This is a genomic window from Pseudoalteromonas sp. CR1, assembly GCF_019392235.1.
Taxonomy (GTDB): Bacteria; Pseudomonadota; Gammaproteobacteria; order Enterobacterales; family Alteromonadaceae; genus Pseudoalteromonas.
Genome location: NZ_JAHXRM010000025.1, coordinates 13,648 through 27,368 on the forward strand (window position 1 = coordinate 13,648; position 13,721 = coordinate 27,368).

13 protein-coding genes and 2 pseudogenes are annotated in these 13,721 nt (G+C 40.5%); 11 read left to right on the forward strand and 4 right to left on the reverse strand.

Features of this window, described 5'->3' with window-relative positions; all coding sequences use genetic code 11:
* Window positions 1-24 precede the first annotated feature (24 nt).
* Together aspS and KZZ04_RS21310 are read left to right on the forward strand one after the other, a co-directional pair.
* Complete coding sequence (aspS, locus tag KZZ04_RS17275) at window positions 25-1,803, forward strand: aspartate--tRNA ligase (protein WP_219423459.1); 1,779 nt, start codon at window positions 25-27, stop codon at window positions 1,801-1,803.
* Between the two features lie 115 nt (window positions 1,804-1,918).
* Window positions 1,919-2,148: pseudogene (locus KZZ04_RS21310) on the forward strand (hypothetical protein).
* Between the two features lie 96 nt (window positions 2,149-2,244).
* On the opposite strand, the gene KZZ04_RS17280 reads toward KZZ04_RS21310, so the two are convergent.
* Window positions 2,245-2,568: a hypothetical protein gene (locus KZZ04_RS17280; protein WP_006794033.1), complete on the reverse strand. Its 324-nt coding sequence runs from the start codon at window positions 2,566-2,568 to the stop codon at window positions 2,245-2,247.
* Between the two features lie 221 nt (window positions 2,569-2,789).
* On the opposite strand from KZZ04_RS17280, the gene KZZ04_RS17285 reads away from it, so the two are divergent.
* Window positions 2,790-3,509, forward strand: coding sequence for an alpha/beta hydrolase (locus KZZ04_RS17285; protein WP_219423461.1), 720 nt, complete (start codon window positions 2,790-2,792; stop codon window positions 3,507-3,509).
* Window positions 3,510-3,565: 56 nt separating this feature from the next.
* On the opposite strand, the pseudogene KZZ04_RS17290 reads toward KZZ04_RS17285, so the two are convergent.
* Window positions 3,566-4,309, reverse strand: a pseudogene (locus KZZ04_RS17290) (alpha/beta hydrolase family protein); the annotation flags it as partial.
* A gap of 260 nt (window positions 4,310-4,569) precedes the next feature.
* Between KZZ04_RS17290 and KZZ04_RS17295 the strand changes: the two are divergent.
* Both KZZ04_RS17295 and KZZ04_RS17300 read left to right on the forward strand, forming a co-directional pair.
* Entirely contained in the window at window positions 4,570-5,409 is an 840-nt protein-coding gene (locus tag KZZ04_RS17295) for an isopenicillin N synthase family oxygenase (protein ID WP_058552807.1), read from the forward strand.
* A 194-nt stretch (window positions 5,410-5,603) separates the two neighbouring features.
* Window positions 5,604-7,001, forward strand: coding sequence for a DEAD/DEAH box helicase (locus tag KZZ04_RS17300; protein ID WP_219423465.1), 1,398 nt, complete (start codon window positions 5,604-5,606; stop codon window positions 6,999-7,001).
* A gap of 90 nt (window positions 7,002-7,091) precedes the next feature.
* Here the strand turns inward: KZZ04_RS17300 and KZZ04_RS17305 are convergent, their stop codons facing one another.
* Both KZZ04_RS17305 and KZZ04_RS17310 read right to left on the reverse strand, forming a co-directional pair.
* On the reverse strand, window positions 7,092-7,835 hold the full coding sequence (locus tag KZZ04_RS17305) for a DUF3307 domain-containing protein (RefSeq protein WP_219423467.1): 744 nt from the start codon (window positions 7,833-7,835) through the stop codon (window positions 7,092-7,094).
* Window positions 7,835-8,458: a hypothetical protein gene (locus tag KZZ04_RS17310; RefSeq protein ID WP_219423469.1), complete on the reverse strand. Its 624-nt coding sequence runs from the start codon at window positions 8,456-8,458 to the stop codon at window positions 7,835-7,837. The genes KZZ04_RS17305 and KZZ04_RS17310 overlap by 1 nt, the downstream gene beginning before the upstream one ends.
* Window positions 8,459-8,606: 148 nt before the next feature.
* Here KZZ04_RS17310 and KZZ04_RS17315 point away from each other — a divergent pair, with 148 nt between their 5' ends.
* The 6 genes from KZZ04_RS17315 (at window position 8,607) to KZZ04_RS17340 (ending at window position 13,636) form a co-directional block, all read left to right on the forward strand.
* Entirely contained in the window at window positions 8,607-9,110 is a 504-nt protein-coding gene (locus KZZ04_RS17315; protein ID WP_138530421.1) for an NYN domain-containing protein, read from the forward strand.
* A gap of 163 nt (window positions 9,111-9,273) precedes the next feature.
* The gene (gene nudC / locus KZZ04_RS17320) at window positions 9,274-10,194 is read left to right on the forward strand and encodes an NAD(+) diphosphatase (protein ID WP_219423472.1); all 921 of its coding nucleotides are present in this window, start codon (window positions 9,274-9,276) and stop codon (window positions 10,192-10,194) included.
* 9 nt (window positions 10,195-10,203) lie between these two features.
* On the forward strand, window positions 10,204-11,385 hold the full coding sequence (locus tag KZZ04_RS17325; protein WP_058405621.1) for a cystathionine beta-lyase: 1,182 nt from the start codon (window positions 10,204-10,206) through the stop codon (window positions 11,383-11,385).
* Window positions 11,386-11,529: 144 nt separating this feature from the next.
* Window positions 11,530-12,357 carry an ABC transporter permease subunit gene (locus tag KZZ04_RS17330; RefSeq protein ID WP_219423475.1) on the forward strand — a complete coding sequence of 276 codons (828 nt, stop codon included), beginning with the start codon at window positions 11,530-11,532 and terminating at the stop codon, window positions 12,355-12,357.
* Complete coding sequence (locus KZZ04_RS17335; protein ID WP_219423477.1) at window positions 12,354-13,262, forward strand: ABC transporter ATP-binding protein; 909 nt, start codon at window positions 12,354-12,356, stop codon at window positions 13,260-13,262. Before KZZ04_RS17330 ends, KZZ04_RS17335 begins: the two co-directional genes overlap by 4 nt.
* The gene (locus KZZ04_RS17340; protein ID WP_006794021.1) at window positions 13,262-13,636 is read left to right on the forward strand and encodes a PH domain-containing protein; all 375 of its coding nucleotides are present in this window, start codon (window positions 13,262-13,264) and stop codon (window positions 13,634-13,636) included. Before KZZ04_RS17335 ends, KZZ04_RS17340 begins: the two co-directional genes overlap by 1 nt.
* Window positions 13,637-13,721 lie beyond the last annotated feature (85 nt).

Consider the following 13,721-nt stretch of genomic DNA (forward strand, 5'->3'; position numbering starts at 1 on the left):
AGCCTTTTATCTGACAGGAAAACTATGCGCTCTATATACTGCGGACAGCTAAATAAAACTCACGTAGATCAAGAAGTTGAACTATGTGGCTGGATCAACAAACGACGTGACCTTGGTGGACTTATCTTTGTCGATTTACGCGATAGAGAAGGTTTAGTACAAGTTGTATTCGATCCAGAAGTTGAAGGACTAATGGATACAGCGAACAAGCTTCGTCAAGAATTTTGTGTTCAGTTAAAAGGGGTTGTACGTGCTCGCCCAGAAAGCCAAGTAAATAAAGACATGGCAACTGGCGAAGTAGAAATTTTAGGCACCGAGCTTACAATTATTAACCGTTCAGAGCCTTTACCGCTTGACTTTAACCAAACAAACTCTGAAGAGCGTCGTTTAAAGTACCGCTATTTAGACCTTCGTCGCTTAGAGATGAGTGACCGTATTAAATTACGCGCTAAAGCTAGCAGCTTTGTTCGCCGCTTTTTAGATGAAAACGGCTTTTTAGACATTGAAACACCGGTGCTTACAAAAGCAACGCCAGAAGGCGCGCGTGACTATTTAGTACCAAGCCGTGTCCACAAAGGTAGTTTTTACGCATTGCCACAGTCACCACAGTTGTTTAAGCAATTGTTGATGATGTCGGGTTTTGACCGCTACTACCAAATTGTTAAATGTTTCCGTGATGAAGATTTACGTGCCGATCGCCAACCTGAATTTACGCAAATAGATTTAGAAACCTCGTTTATGAGCTCGGATCAAGTACGTGGCATGACTGAAAAAATGATTCGTGAAATGTGGCAGTCATTACTAAACGTTGATTTAGGCGACTTCCCAATTATGCCTTACAGCGAGGCAATGAGCTTATACGGTTCTGATAAGCCAGATTTACGTAACCCAATGAAATTAGTTGATGTTGCAGATTTAGTAAAAGATGTAGAGTTTAACGTTTTTTCAGGCCCAGCTAATGACGAAAAAGGCCGCGTTGCTGTATTAACAGTACCGGGTGGCGCTAAGCTTTCGCGTAAGCAACTTGACGATTACACTAAGTTTATTGGTATTTACGGCGCTAAAGGCATGGCGTGGATGAAAGTAAACGACCGTGATGCAGGCGCTGAAGGCGTGCAATCGCCAATTGCTAAATTTTTAAACGAAGACGTAATTACCCAGTTACTTGCGCGTACTAACGCACAAACTGGCGATATTATTTTATTCGGTGCAGATAAGCGCAACACAGTAAATGAAGCAATGGGCGCGCTTCGCCTTAAAATTGGTGTAGATTTAGAAATCACTAACCTTAACAGTTGGGCACCACTTTGGGTTGTTGATTTCCCAATGTTTGAAGAAGACGATGAAGGTACGCTTCACGCAGTACACCATCCGTTCACAGCACCAAAAGATATTAGTGCAAGTGAGCTTGAAGCAAACCCAGCAGCGGCTATTTCAGATGCCTACGATATGGTATTAAACGGCTACGAAGTAGGTGGTGGTTCGGTACGTATTCATAATGCAGATATGCAAGAAGCCGCATTTAGAATTTTAGGTATTGAGGCACAAGAGCAGCAAGATAAGTTTGGCTTTTTACTTGATGCCCTTAAATACGGCACACCACCACATGCTGGTTTAGCATTTGGCCTTGACCGTTTAGTTATGCTTTTATGCGGAACAGATAACATTCGTGACGTTATTGCTTTCCCTAAAACTACACAAGCGTCTTGTTTATTAACAAACGCACCTAGCAAAGCGAATAGTGATTCGTTAACTGAACTGGCAATCAGTGTGGTAGAAAAAGCAGCCCCTAGCGAAGAGTAATTTGCGCTGAGTTTAAAGCGTTGAATTTAAAAACCCTTAAGTTGTTTGCTTAAGGGTTTTTTTGTGGTTAAATTTAGCGCAGATTGTAATTTAACCACTATAAAAAGGAATTTCCATGTCAATTAATGTCACTTTTTTTGGCGAGTTTTTAGCTTTTCTTATTGTGCTGTGTATCCCTGTTTTTGCTGTAATTAGCTAAAAATAGGTAAGCGAAAAAGCACCAGCCCCGGTGTTTTAGCCTTTGTAGGCGGGTGCTTAGGATTGTTTCCACTATTCGGGCTAATTTATATTGCGGTACTTGCGCTTAGAAAAGATTTACCAGAGAGAGGCGACTATAGCCATTGATAATTGTGAAGAGGAAAGGGTTAAGTATAAAGGTTAGCTAAAACAAAAGAAGCAAAGGCGATACCTAAGCTTCTAAACGTTACATGTGTTGTTTAATTATCGGCTAGGGCCATTTTTATTGCGTGCACTGGCTAGTTGCCTAGCAATCGCTAGTAACGCCGGTGAAATATCGTCAGCGCCATTTTTAATTAAAGCAGTAACATCACCCGATGAAAACAGTCCATCACGCGGTGATTTAATTCCTAATTCACGAACAAAGTCCTTTGTTTTACCTGTACTGCCGGTTTCAATAAACTTAAATATAATGCGTTCATTGTTGTTTTTAGCGGGGGTTTTTAATGTGCTAATTTCATCATTAATTAAGGCTAACTTTTCTTCTAGAATTTCAATGCGCTGTTCAATGGTGCTGTATGATTTCATGTGTCGGATCTTTTACTGAGTATATTGGAACAATTGCATCTATTATCGCACAATTTTGTGTTTGCGGCTGTTAGTCTTTTTCAACATTTATTAATCTGCAGTTTAAATGTAATAAATTTGGCATAACCACACAGACTATTATTACTTTAAAGGCTGTTATTAAGATTATAAAGCGCCTAAACTAACTGGTATTAATTATAATAAACAATATGTTAAGTAATATGCATCAAACACTTTTTTATCTCACACTTCTTTTTATAAGTGTAAGCTCCTATGCAAGCGAAGCGTTTATTACAGACATTAGCCGTGATCGCGAGATCCCAGTTAGCATTTCGTTACCAACCAATAACGTTAAATGCAGTAAACAAAATAAATGCCCCGTTGTCCTTATAAATGCAGGGTATGGTATGAGCCACAATCGCTATACTTTTGCCAGTGATGAGTTTAATAAACAAGGTTATCTAGTAATTGCAGTGGCCCACGAATTAAAAACCGACCCTACGTTAAATGTACATCCCCCTTACATGACTACCCGCATGGAGAACTGGCACCGCGGTGTGGTCACTCTTAAGTTTTTAGTCAATGAATTAGCAGCCAAATACGCAGAGTATGATTTCTCAAAGCTCACTTTATTTGGTCATTCTAATGGTGGAGATATTTCAGCCTTGTATGCCGCAATGTACCCTGATGAAGTAAGCGTTGTAATTACGCTTGATCATCGTCGTATGTTATTGCCTCGTAATAAAAATATTCGTGTATTAACACTCAGAGCCAGTGATTACCCAGCTGATGCAGATGTGCTTTTAAGCGATAAAGAGTTGGACGAATTTCCGGTTACTCAAATTCGTATTGAAAAATCTCGCCATAACGGTATGTATGATGGTGGCCCCAACTGGCTGGTTAAGAGAATGAGTAAAGAAATTGCTAAGTTTATGAATTAGTAGGTTAACGCGCCGTTTTAGCAGCGCGTAATGGCAAGTTCTTCTTATGCGAAATTTACGTAGCGGTTTGCCCAATGTGCAATGATTTTTGCAGCGTAGTCGGCATCGCTTTTATTAGTCAGTAAATGATCGGCGTTATCTAGACTTATAAAGCTTTTTGGGTGCTTAGCGGATGCGTAAATTTTTTCAGCTTCAGTAATGTTTACGGTTGTATCAACCGGTGAGTGCATTACTAATAAAGCGCGTTTAAGTTTACTTATGTGGCTTTTATCGTATTTAGCTATATCGTCGATAAATTGCTTTTTAATGGTAAATTCGCGCCCAGCTAAACTCACTTTTGCTTCGCCATCTGCGTTTATTTCATCTAAATGGGCTTCAAAATTATGTGCTACATGTTGCGCATCTGACGGTGCGCCAATTGTTGTGATAGCTGTAACTTCAGGAATATATTGTGCAGCAGCAAGCACGGCAGCTCCCCCTAAACTATGACCAATGAGCAATTGCGGGGCTTTAAAGTGCTCTCTTAAATGATCAGCAGCAGATACTAAGTCTTGAATATTTGATGAAAAGTTACTGTTAGCAAAATCACCATCGCTGTTACCGAGGCCTGTAAAATCAAAACGCAGTACAGCAATTCCTTGTTGAGTTAAAGCACGACTAATGCGCGTTGCTGCGGCAATGTCTTTACCGCAGGTAAAGCAATGGGCAAATAGGGCATAAAATTTTATGTTGCCATCGGGGAGTTCAAGTTGTCCGGCAAGTTCTAAGTTATTACTTTTAAAAGATACTTTTTGTCGCATGGGGCGCCTTTTTGAACCAATAAAATACGTTGTAATACTAGACCAGATATAAGTACTAATGAATGCAAATTCAATGGCTTTTATTTATTGATCTTGATCAACGCACGCTTTGATGGTGGCACTTTACGGACATATGTCCTTATGTTTTTGGGGCTGTTTGTCTATCCTCGCATGGCGCTATAATGAAGTCCTTGCTACTTTATATACTTAAAAGTATTTGAAGTACTTCACTTCAAACAACCTATTCACTGGAACGTACAATGCAATTACCTACTGTTGATTATAAAGCTCCCGATGCGGCTGCACAATTTGTTGAATCGTTAAGAAATACTGGATTTGGTGTTTTAAAAAATCACCCAATTCCACAGTCTTTAGTTGAGTCTATTTACAAAAACTGGCAAGACTTTTTTAACTCAGAGCAAAAGCACGACTTTTTATACTCTAAAGAAACACAAGACGGTTACTTTCCGCCTTCAGTGTCTGAAGTAGCTAAAGGCTTTACCATTAAAGACATTAAAGAATACTTTCATGTTTACCCAAATGGGCGTGTACCTGCTGAGCTTGAAGCCGACGTACGTGAGTACTACCGCTTAGCAAATGAGTTTGCTGCAACACTTTTAAGCTGGGTTCAAGCTGAGGCGCCTGCTGATGTGCGTGCTAAGTTTTCGATTGATCTTAAAGATATGATTGCAGACTCGGATCAAACATTGCTACGTATTTTACATTATCCACCTATGACGGGTGATGAAGAGCCTGGTGCTATTCGTGCTGCTGCTCATGGAGATATTAACTTATTAACCGTATTACCAGCATCAAACGAGCCAGGCTTACAAGTTCAAAAGACAGACGGCGGTTGGTTAGATGTACCCTGTGATTTTGGTAGCCTAATTATTAACATTGGCGATATGCTGCAAGAAGCATCTGGCGGTTACTTCCCGTCTACGATTCACCGTGTTATTAATCCAACGGGTAAAGCGTCTACTAAGTCGCGTATTTCATTACCGTTATTTTTACACCCGCGCCCAGACGTTGTACTTTCAGAGCGTTACACCGCGGATAGCTACTTGCAAGAACGCTTACGCGAGCTAGGTGTTAAGTAATACATAAGCTTAATTAAGCCTTACTGTTAGGTTTAAGCATTACCAAAAAACGGCTTTTAGCCGTTTTTTGCGTTTTAAGCCTAGTAATATAGGGCTTCAATTGGGCGCAAAGTAAATAATGTCATGCATTCTAGCCCACGACAGGTATAATGCGCGCAACTGGCCGTTTTGGCCTTATTTAAAAGAGAGTTTATATGAGTTTTGAAGGTCTAGGTTTATCACAGTCTTTAGTTAATGCGGTTTTAGAAAAGGGCTATGAAACGCCAACGCCAATTCAGGCTCAAGCAATTCCTGCAATTATTGGACGTCGTGATGTAATGGCGGCGGCACAAACTGGTACAGGTAAAACAGCGGGTTTTACGCTGCCACTTATCGAACGATTATCAACAGGCCTAAAGGCAAAAAGTAACCATGTACGTGCGCTTATTTTAGCCCCTACGCGTGAGCTTGCACTGCAAGTAAGTGAAAACGTTGAAGAGTACGCTAAGCATTCAAATGTGAGTTCGTTTGTTGTATATGGTGGCGTTAAAATTAATCCGCAAATGCAGCGCTTGCGTAAAGGTGTTGATATTTTAGTGGCAACGCCTGGGCGTTTAATTGATTTACATAATCAAAATGCCGTTAAGTTTGATAGCGTAGAAGTGCTCGTTTTAGATGAAGCTGACCGCATGCTTGATATGGGGTTTATTCACGATATTAAACGCCTTATTGCTAAAATGCCTGCTAAGCGCCAAAACCTCATGTTTTCGGCTACGTTTTCAGATGATATTCGAGCGTTAGCTAAAGGATTAATAAACGATCCGGTTGAAATTTCAGTTGCTGCAAAAAACACCACAGCTAAAAGTGTAACGCAAAGTGTTTACGCGGTAGATAAAGGCCGAAAAACAGCCTTACTCAGCCATTTAATCCGTAGCAACGATTGGCAGCAAGTGTTAGTTTTTAGCCGAACTAAACACGGTGCCAACCGATTAGTTAAGCAACTTGAACGCGACGATATTGTAGGCGCAGCGATTCATGGTAATAAATCACAGGGTGCCCGTGTAAAAGCGCTAGATGGTTTTAAAAGCGGCGAAGTGCGTGTGCTAGTAGCGACTGATATTGTGGCTCGTGGTCTTGATATTGTTGAGCTTCCGCATGTAGTAAACTACGACTTACCTAATGTATATGAAGATTATGTACACCGTATTGGCCGTACAGGGCGTGCTGGTGCATCGGGCCATGCAATTTCGTTTGTAACGGTCGATGATGCAGTCGATTTATACGGTATTGAACGCTTTATTGGTGAACTTATTCCTCGTGCAGAAGAAGAGGGCTTTGAGCCAGTAAACCCAGTAGCAGAACGCGCATTAGACGCACGACCATTACCTGCTAAAAAGCCGAAGAAAAAACAGCCTTTTAATAAACCTAAATCGGACAGCAGTAAGCCAAATAGTAAAAAGCCAAATAATGGCGGCAACGGTACGGGTCCTCGTCGTGGGGGTTCTAAAAAACCTGCTGCTAAAACAGATGACAACACACAAAACCCTTGGTCAAAGCGCCAGTCGGTAGGCGGAAACGGCCAGCGCCGTCGTCGTCCAAATAATAACGATTAATACCAATTTGCAACAATACTTAATTACCTAGCTTTAATTAGTTAGCTCTAATAAAAAACGCGCTTACTTTTAACGGTAGCGCGTTTTTTGTTAGTGTATTAAATACTTTACCATTAAACCAACAAACAAAGTCACACTTACGCTTAGTAGTGTGCCAAGCATGACGTATTCAGTAAGCTTTTTATCTTTACTAGCGCTTAAGTCGCCAAATCTAAAGACCGACTTAGCTGCTAATAAAAAGCCAACACCAGCAAATTGATCAAGCAAAATAAAGCTTAGCATTAACACGCGCTCTAACATGCCAATACTTTGCCCAGCAAGTACCAAGCTACCATTACTACTAAAGTTACCCGTTAAACGCTCTAGCATCATTCTAATAAATACTGCACTTGGACTTAAAATAATTAAATATCCACACACAACCCACAGCACATTTGGGTTAGTGACAAGTGAATATAGGGTTTCTAAAAATTGCGTGTTATCGCTCAACCACACGCTTAAATAGATTATTACGGCTATATGGGCGAGCTGATCCAATAAAAAGGGCACGACACCTTTGCTTGAGTAAGATTTAGCTATATCAATAGCGTAATGACTAAGCATAATAACGGCCGTTGCAATTACAACACTGCTAATTTGTTGCCAGCCATAAGTGTATTCCCATGCGCTGATAATTATTGCGCTAGTGACTCCATGGACCAATACATGAAAATACAGTTTAGTTGCCTTGAAGTGGCGGGTATTTCTGTCGTTAACCCAGCTCATAGGTTGCCAGTAAAAATCAGCCAATAAATGGCCAATAATTAGGGCTACGAGTAAAAGCGAAAAAGCCATTAGCATCTTCCTTGATTTATATTTTTTATAATGTTGCTCGCATGATCTAAAAATCGTTCGATAAGTTGGTAATGGGCTAAATTAAGTAGCTTAGTTACGTTTTCTCTGCTGGTTTTAAGATCTTTTGCTAAAGCTGCATGGCTGTTATCGGTACTCGTTAAATAGGCGTACAAAGCATTGGCTTGTTTTTGCGTTATTTTAGTAAGGAGTACATCAGCAAAGGCTAGATTAAGGTTTAAGCTTTCATGGATGTTTTCAAGGGGAGTACTAAATAAAAACCGTTGATTGGCTATTTGATCAAGGCCATGACCTGAAAGGGTAAATGCTGAACCCGTGGCTGTTTTTATATCATTACGCGGGTTATCTATTTGCCCAATAGCCATACTTTGCCTAACTTCGTACCCTGATGCCTTTAAATATAAATAAATCAAAACAGCATGCTTAAACAAATACTCAGGGTTATTAATTTGTAGTTGAAAAGAATCGCCTCGGTAAATATTCCACAGTGTACTCTTGCCCGATACACTACGTAAACTTTGCTCTAGCTCATAAAGCATGGCATCGTACTGCTGTTTAGGAATAGTTTGCGATTTAATAATATCGCCGCTGATCACACCAATCATAACAATCCAAAATAGTTACTTTTTAAAATGTAACCAAAAATGGTTACATTACGTTATGTAACTAATTTAGGTTACTTGTAAGCAAATAGCAAGGTACACTGAACTTTAAATTATTAGGCTATGGCTATTATTCTGACTAGGGAATTACATGACTTCATTAAACCCGCAGCAAAACATTAAACCGCGTGTAGGCATATTTGTTGACGTACAAAATATTTATTATACGTGTAGAGAAAGCTATAGAAAAAACTTTGATTACAATGCTTTTTGGCGAGTTATGCAGGAGCAATATGAAATCGACTGTGCTTTTGCCTACGCTATTTATCGTGGAGATGAAAAGCAAAGTCAGTTTCAAAATATTTTGAGAGCGATTGGGTTTGAGGTAAAGCTTAAACCCTTTATCCAACGCCGTGACGGCAGTGCTAAAGGCGACTGGGACGTAGGTATAACTATCGATATGCTAGAGCAAGGAAAGAACCTCGATAAGGTGATTTTACTCTCTGGCGACGGTGATTTTGCACTGTTACTTGGGCATTTAAAAAATCAATATAATGTGCCGTGTGATGTATACGGGGCAGATAAGTTAACCGCCGAAGTGCTTAAGCAAAGTGCAGAGCAGTTTCATTTGATTGATGATAGTTTATTACTTTAAAGCTTTAAAAAGAGAGGCTAAGTGCTTGCAACATGAGAGTTTTTAATACACAGCCTATATAGTTCATTTAAACCTAATATAGGCTTTTTTTATTGGTGTAATCAATTGGGTTTGCTAGGTGGTTATGTTAATTTTAAGCGATAACGAGTAATTAAGGATTTACATGCTCAACTACAGTGATATGCCGCTTGATAGATGCTCCAATGTGCGAAAAGACCCAACGTGGCTTAAAGGTCAGATGTCGTCGCAAAGCGTGTGGCTTTTGGTAAAAAACAACGAGACATTATTTATTAAAAATACGCCTCAAATAATGTTTTTACCGTACGAGCAGATTACACAGCTAAACTTAACCAATGCCCTATTTTTAGGCTTAAACACCACAAAAAAGGGAGTATTTGCCCTCGATGTATCTGATATTGACGACACAACCCTTGCCCCGATAATAAGTGGCGCAGAGTTTATGGATATTCGTAAACAGGGGCCGCTTGTTGATATAAAAGAGGGGTCTATTGCTGCGCTTGCCCGTGGGCTATGTTATTGGCATGCAACTCATCGTTTTTGTGGGCGTTGTGGCAGTAAAAACCACTTAGTTGAAGCGGGGCATTCTCGTTTATGTGAAAACGAGCGCTGTAAACACCCCACGTTTCCTCGTACCGATCCTGCGGTAATCATGGTTGTAACTAAAACGTTTGCCGATGGCATTGAGCGTTGTTTGCTTGGCCGCCAAGCAGTTTGGCCTAGGGGAATGTATTCTTCATTAGCTGGCTTTGTAGACCCTGGTGAAACTTTAGAGCAAGCTGTTGCCCGTGAGGTAAAAGAAGAGGCAGGGGTTGAGGTTAATGACGTCACTTATGTAGCGTCTCAGCCTTGGCCATTTCCTTCATCTATCATGCTTGGCTTTTTTGCCAAGGCAACGTCTGAGCAAATTAACGTAGATAAAGACGAGCTTGACGATGCTAAGTGGTTTAGCCGTGAAGATTTGGCAAATTTTGGTAACTGGCATGACGAAGGCGAGCATTTAAAACTTCCTCGTACTGATTCTATTTCTCGCTATTTAATTGAACATTGGCGTACTAATCCATAAGGAATAACCATGTCGAGTAACAGTAATAAAAATACTCAGCTTGTGTCGTCTGGACGCAAAAAAGCTTACACCCATGGTGTAGTAAACCCCGTAGTGCAGCGCGCATCAACTGTGGTATTTGATTCAGTTGCAGAACTTAAAGAGGCGGCAAAAAAACGTGGCGATAAAACCCTCTTTTATGGGCGTCGTGGCACAACCACACACTTTGCATTGCAAGAGGCTATTACCGAGTTAGAAGGCGGTGAAGGGTGTGCACTTTATCCATGTGGGGCTGCTGCAATTAGCCAAGCGTTATTGTCGTTTTTAAAAACGGGTGACCATATTTTAATGGTTGATAACGCGTATGAGCCTACTCGCGATTTTTGCGATAAAATTTTAGCAGGGCTTGGAATTACCACGACTTATTACCCGCCAACAATTGGTGCAGGCATAAAAGAGTACTTTAAGCCAAACACCAAGGTGCTATTTTTAGAATCTCCTGGCTCCATAACTATGGAAATTCAAGACGTACCAGCCATGGTAAACGTAGCCAAAGAACATAACGTAATGACCATGCTGGATAACACGTATGGAAACGGCCTTCATTACCGACCGTTAGAGCATGGTGTCGATATTAGTATTCAAGCGGCAACAAAGTACATTGTTGGTCATTCAGATGTAATGATGGGGGTTGCAGTGGCTAATAAAAAATATTGGCCAACGCTTCGTGAACATTCTTATTTACTAGGTCAGTGTACGAGTGCTGACGATGCATATTTGGCACTGCGCGGTTTACGCACGATGAGTGTGCGTTTAAATCAGCATGAAAAGGCGGCGATAGAGGTGGCAAAATGGCTTGAGCAACATGAGTTAGTTGATCACATTCGCCATCCAGCCTTTGAAACCTGCCCAGGCCATGCGTTTTTTAAGCGTGACTTTGACGGCAGTAATGGCTTGTTTTCAATTGTTATGAAAACAGGGAATCAAAAAGCCATAGATGCATTTTTAGATAGCCTTCAGCATTTTAAGATGGGTTTTTCGTGGGGGGGCTTTGAAAGCTTGGTCACCGCCAATTTAACCATGAAAGGGCTGCGTTCAACCACCGGGTGGGATTTAGGACCGGTTATTAGATTGCATATTGGCCTTGAAGATATCGATGACTTAACAGCTGATTTAGCCCAAGCGCTTGAGGTATACAAGCAGCATTTATAATTACGCGCTAGTTACATTTAAATGGTTTGTTACAAAGCTCACTCTTCGTGGGCTTTTTTTTGCTGGTAATTCAAGGTGTTTACACTTAGTGTTGTTACATTAAGCTTTAATTTGCAGCATTAACAACGTCATTAAGGATAGTCAATGGCAACACCATTACCAATAAACGTAGGACGCTTAACCCAAATTGCGGGTTTTGAGCTAGTGCGTATGTTTTTAACTAAACGTGGGCTTATAGCCCTTGCGGCATTTGCACTTGTTTGGTTAATTATTTTGCGCTACCCGATAGGGCAAGCCGTAAGCATTATTAGCTCGCCAAATTTTGAACAAATAGCCCGTGATATTTCAGGTTCAATTGGCTTGAGCAAACTTCTTGATTGGCCTGAAGCCGAGTTTGCTATGTATTGGCTTATTGCTTTGTACAGTTTTCCTGTGTTTAGTTTATTTATTTGTAGTGACCAAACAGTGGGTGACAGAGAGCGCGGCACGCTTAGATTTTTATCGTTGCGCTCAACCCGATTTGAAATATTGTTTGGCCGGTTTATAGGGCAATTAGCCGTATTAACGTGTTTGGTAGCAATTACTCTAGTGGCCACGTTAGCGGTATTAGGCTATCGCGATCCGAGTTTGCTAGTGGGGGGCGTTGGCCGTGCATTGTCGATATTTTTAATTCTTATAGTTACATTTACACCGTTTGTGGCGTTAATGACTTTAATTAATACTTTTGCACGCTCGTCGCGATTATCAATTGTACTCGCTATTTTATACTTTACAGCAGGCGGTATTGTAGTCGGTTTATTACAGTGGCAAATACCGGTATTGAGCGTGCTTGATTATTTATTTCCGGGTGTACAAATAGAGCAACTTGCGGGGCAAAACCTGCCATTATTAAGTGCTTTGGTAATCCCACTTGTACAAACCGCAGTGCTACTTGCCGTGGCTCAACGTATTTTTGCAAGGAGCTCACTATGAGTACACTAATTACAGGGCGTAACTTGAGTAAGTCGTACGGCTCTAAACTTGCGCTTAACAATGTGAACTTTGAAATTGAGCAAGGTGCGCCCGTTGCACTTGTTGGTCCAAATGGTGCGGGTAAAACGACGTTATTTAGTTTGTTGTGCGGTTATATATCGCCAACCAAAGGTGAGCTTGAAATACTCGGGTATAAACCAGGCAGTGCTGCGTTATTTAATAAAGTAAGTGCTTTACCGCAAGATGCGCAGCTCGATCCGCGTTTTAATATAGATAAACAACTTGCTTTTTACGCCAAATTACAAGGTATGAGTACCAAGCAAAGTCACACAGAAGCATTGCGCGTGCTTGATTTAGTTGGGCTGCGTGAAATTGCTAAAAACCGTGCAGGTGATTTATCGCATGGTATGCGCAAACGTGTAACCATAGCTCAGGCTCTAATAGGTTCGCCGCAAATTGTTATGCTAGATGAGGCAACCGCAGGACTTGACCCTATTCATGCTAGAGAAGTGCGTGAGTTGGTGTCAACGTTGAGCTCTGAGGCAACCTTTATTTTAAGCTCGCACGATTTAACCGAGCTTGAGCGGCTATGTTCCCAAGTGCTGCATTTAGATAAAGGCGTATTGAGTGAGCATCAAACAAAAGTAAATCAAACCGACAAACACTTTTACACATTAATGCTAAACGAGATGTATGAAAACGTTGAGCAACAGTTACAGCTACTTAATGGTGTTAGCTCTGTTTATATGAGCCAACACAAAGAGTATGTTATTGAGTACAACCAATCTGAGCATGCCTTAGATATTGCACTATTACAGTTTTGCCACCAACATAATTGGCAATACAGACAATTGGTTAATGGCCATACATTAGAAAATCAAATTTTTAAACAGGAGAAAGCATAATGGGTTTATTAAGCGGATTAATGGGTAACGCAAGCGAAGTTGATGATTCTGATTTAGAAAAAGTACTCGCTAATACATTAATTGAGGGTGAGCACGTCGAAAAAGCCTATAAAGTTATTCGCGATATGTTCATTTTTACAAACAAGCGCTTAATTTTAATTGATAAGCAAGGTGTAACTGGTTCTAAAATGGAAATGGTGAGTATTGCTTACTCAAAAATCACCAAGTTTAGCAAAGAGAGTGCAGGGCACTTTGATTTGGATGCTGAACTTAAAATTTGGATTGGCTCTGACCCAACGCCACTTACAAAAGAGTTTAAAGCGGGCGATAACATTAATGAAGTTTATAGAGTAATTAGCCAACACGCTCTATAATTGTACATATATTTTAAGTAGTTGTTGACTAAATGTTGCAACTACTTTAATTTTACAGTTTCTTACACCTCCTTACAATTAACTT

Bases quoted from the DNA above. Each gene is read 5' to 3' on its own strand.
- aspS (WP_219423459.1), top strand. From the start codon at position 25: ATGCGCTCTATATACTGCGGACAGCTAAATAAAACTCACGTAGATCAA.
- KZZ04_RS17280 (WP_006794033.1), bottom strand. From the start codon at position 2,568: ATGAAATCATACAGCACCATTGAACAGCGCATTGAAATTCTAGAAGAA.
- KZZ04_RS17285 (WP_219423461.1), top strand. From the start codon at position 2,790: ATGCATCAAACACTTTTTTATCTCACACTTCTTTTTATAAGTGTAAGC.
- KZZ04_RS17295 (WP_058552807.1), top strand. From the start codon at position 4,570: ATGCAATTACCTACTGTTGATTATAAAGCTCCCGATGCGGCTGCACAA.
- KZZ04_RS17300 (WP_219423465.1), top strand. From the start codon at position 5,604: ATGAGTTTTGAAGGTCTAGGTTTATCACAGTCTTTAGTTAATGCGGTT.
- KZZ04_RS17305 (WP_219423467.1), bottom strand. From the start codon at position 7,835: ATGGCTTTTTCGCTTTTACTCGTAGCCCTAATTATTGGCCATTTATTG.
- KZZ04_RS17310 (WP_219423469.1), bottom strand. From the start codon at position 8,458: ATGATTGGTGTGATCAGCGGCGATATTATTAAATCGCAAACTATTCCT.
- KZZ04_RS17315 (WP_138530421.1), top strand. From the start codon at position 8,607: ATGACTTCATTAAACCCGCAGCAAAACATTAAACCGCGTGTAGGCATA.
- nudC (WP_219423472.1), top strand. From the start codon at position 9,274: ATGCTCAACTACAGTGATATGCCGCTTGATAGATGCTCCAATGTGCGA.
- KZZ04_RS17325 (WP_058405621.1), top strand. From the start codon at position 10,204: ATGTCGAGTAACAGTAATAAAAATACTCAGCTTGTGTCGTCTGGACGC.
- KZZ04_RS17330 (WP_219423475.1), top strand. From the start codon at position 11,530: ATGGCAACACCATTACCAATAAACGTAGGACGCTTAACCCAAATTGCG.
- KZZ04_RS17335 (WP_219423477.1), top strand. From the start codon at position 12,354: ATGAGTACACTAATTACAGGGCGTAACTTGAGTAAGTCGTACGGCTCT.
- KZZ04_RS17340 (WP_006794021.1), top strand. From the start codon at position 13,262: ATGGGTTTATTAAGCGGATTAATGGGTAACGCAAGCGAAGTTGATGAT.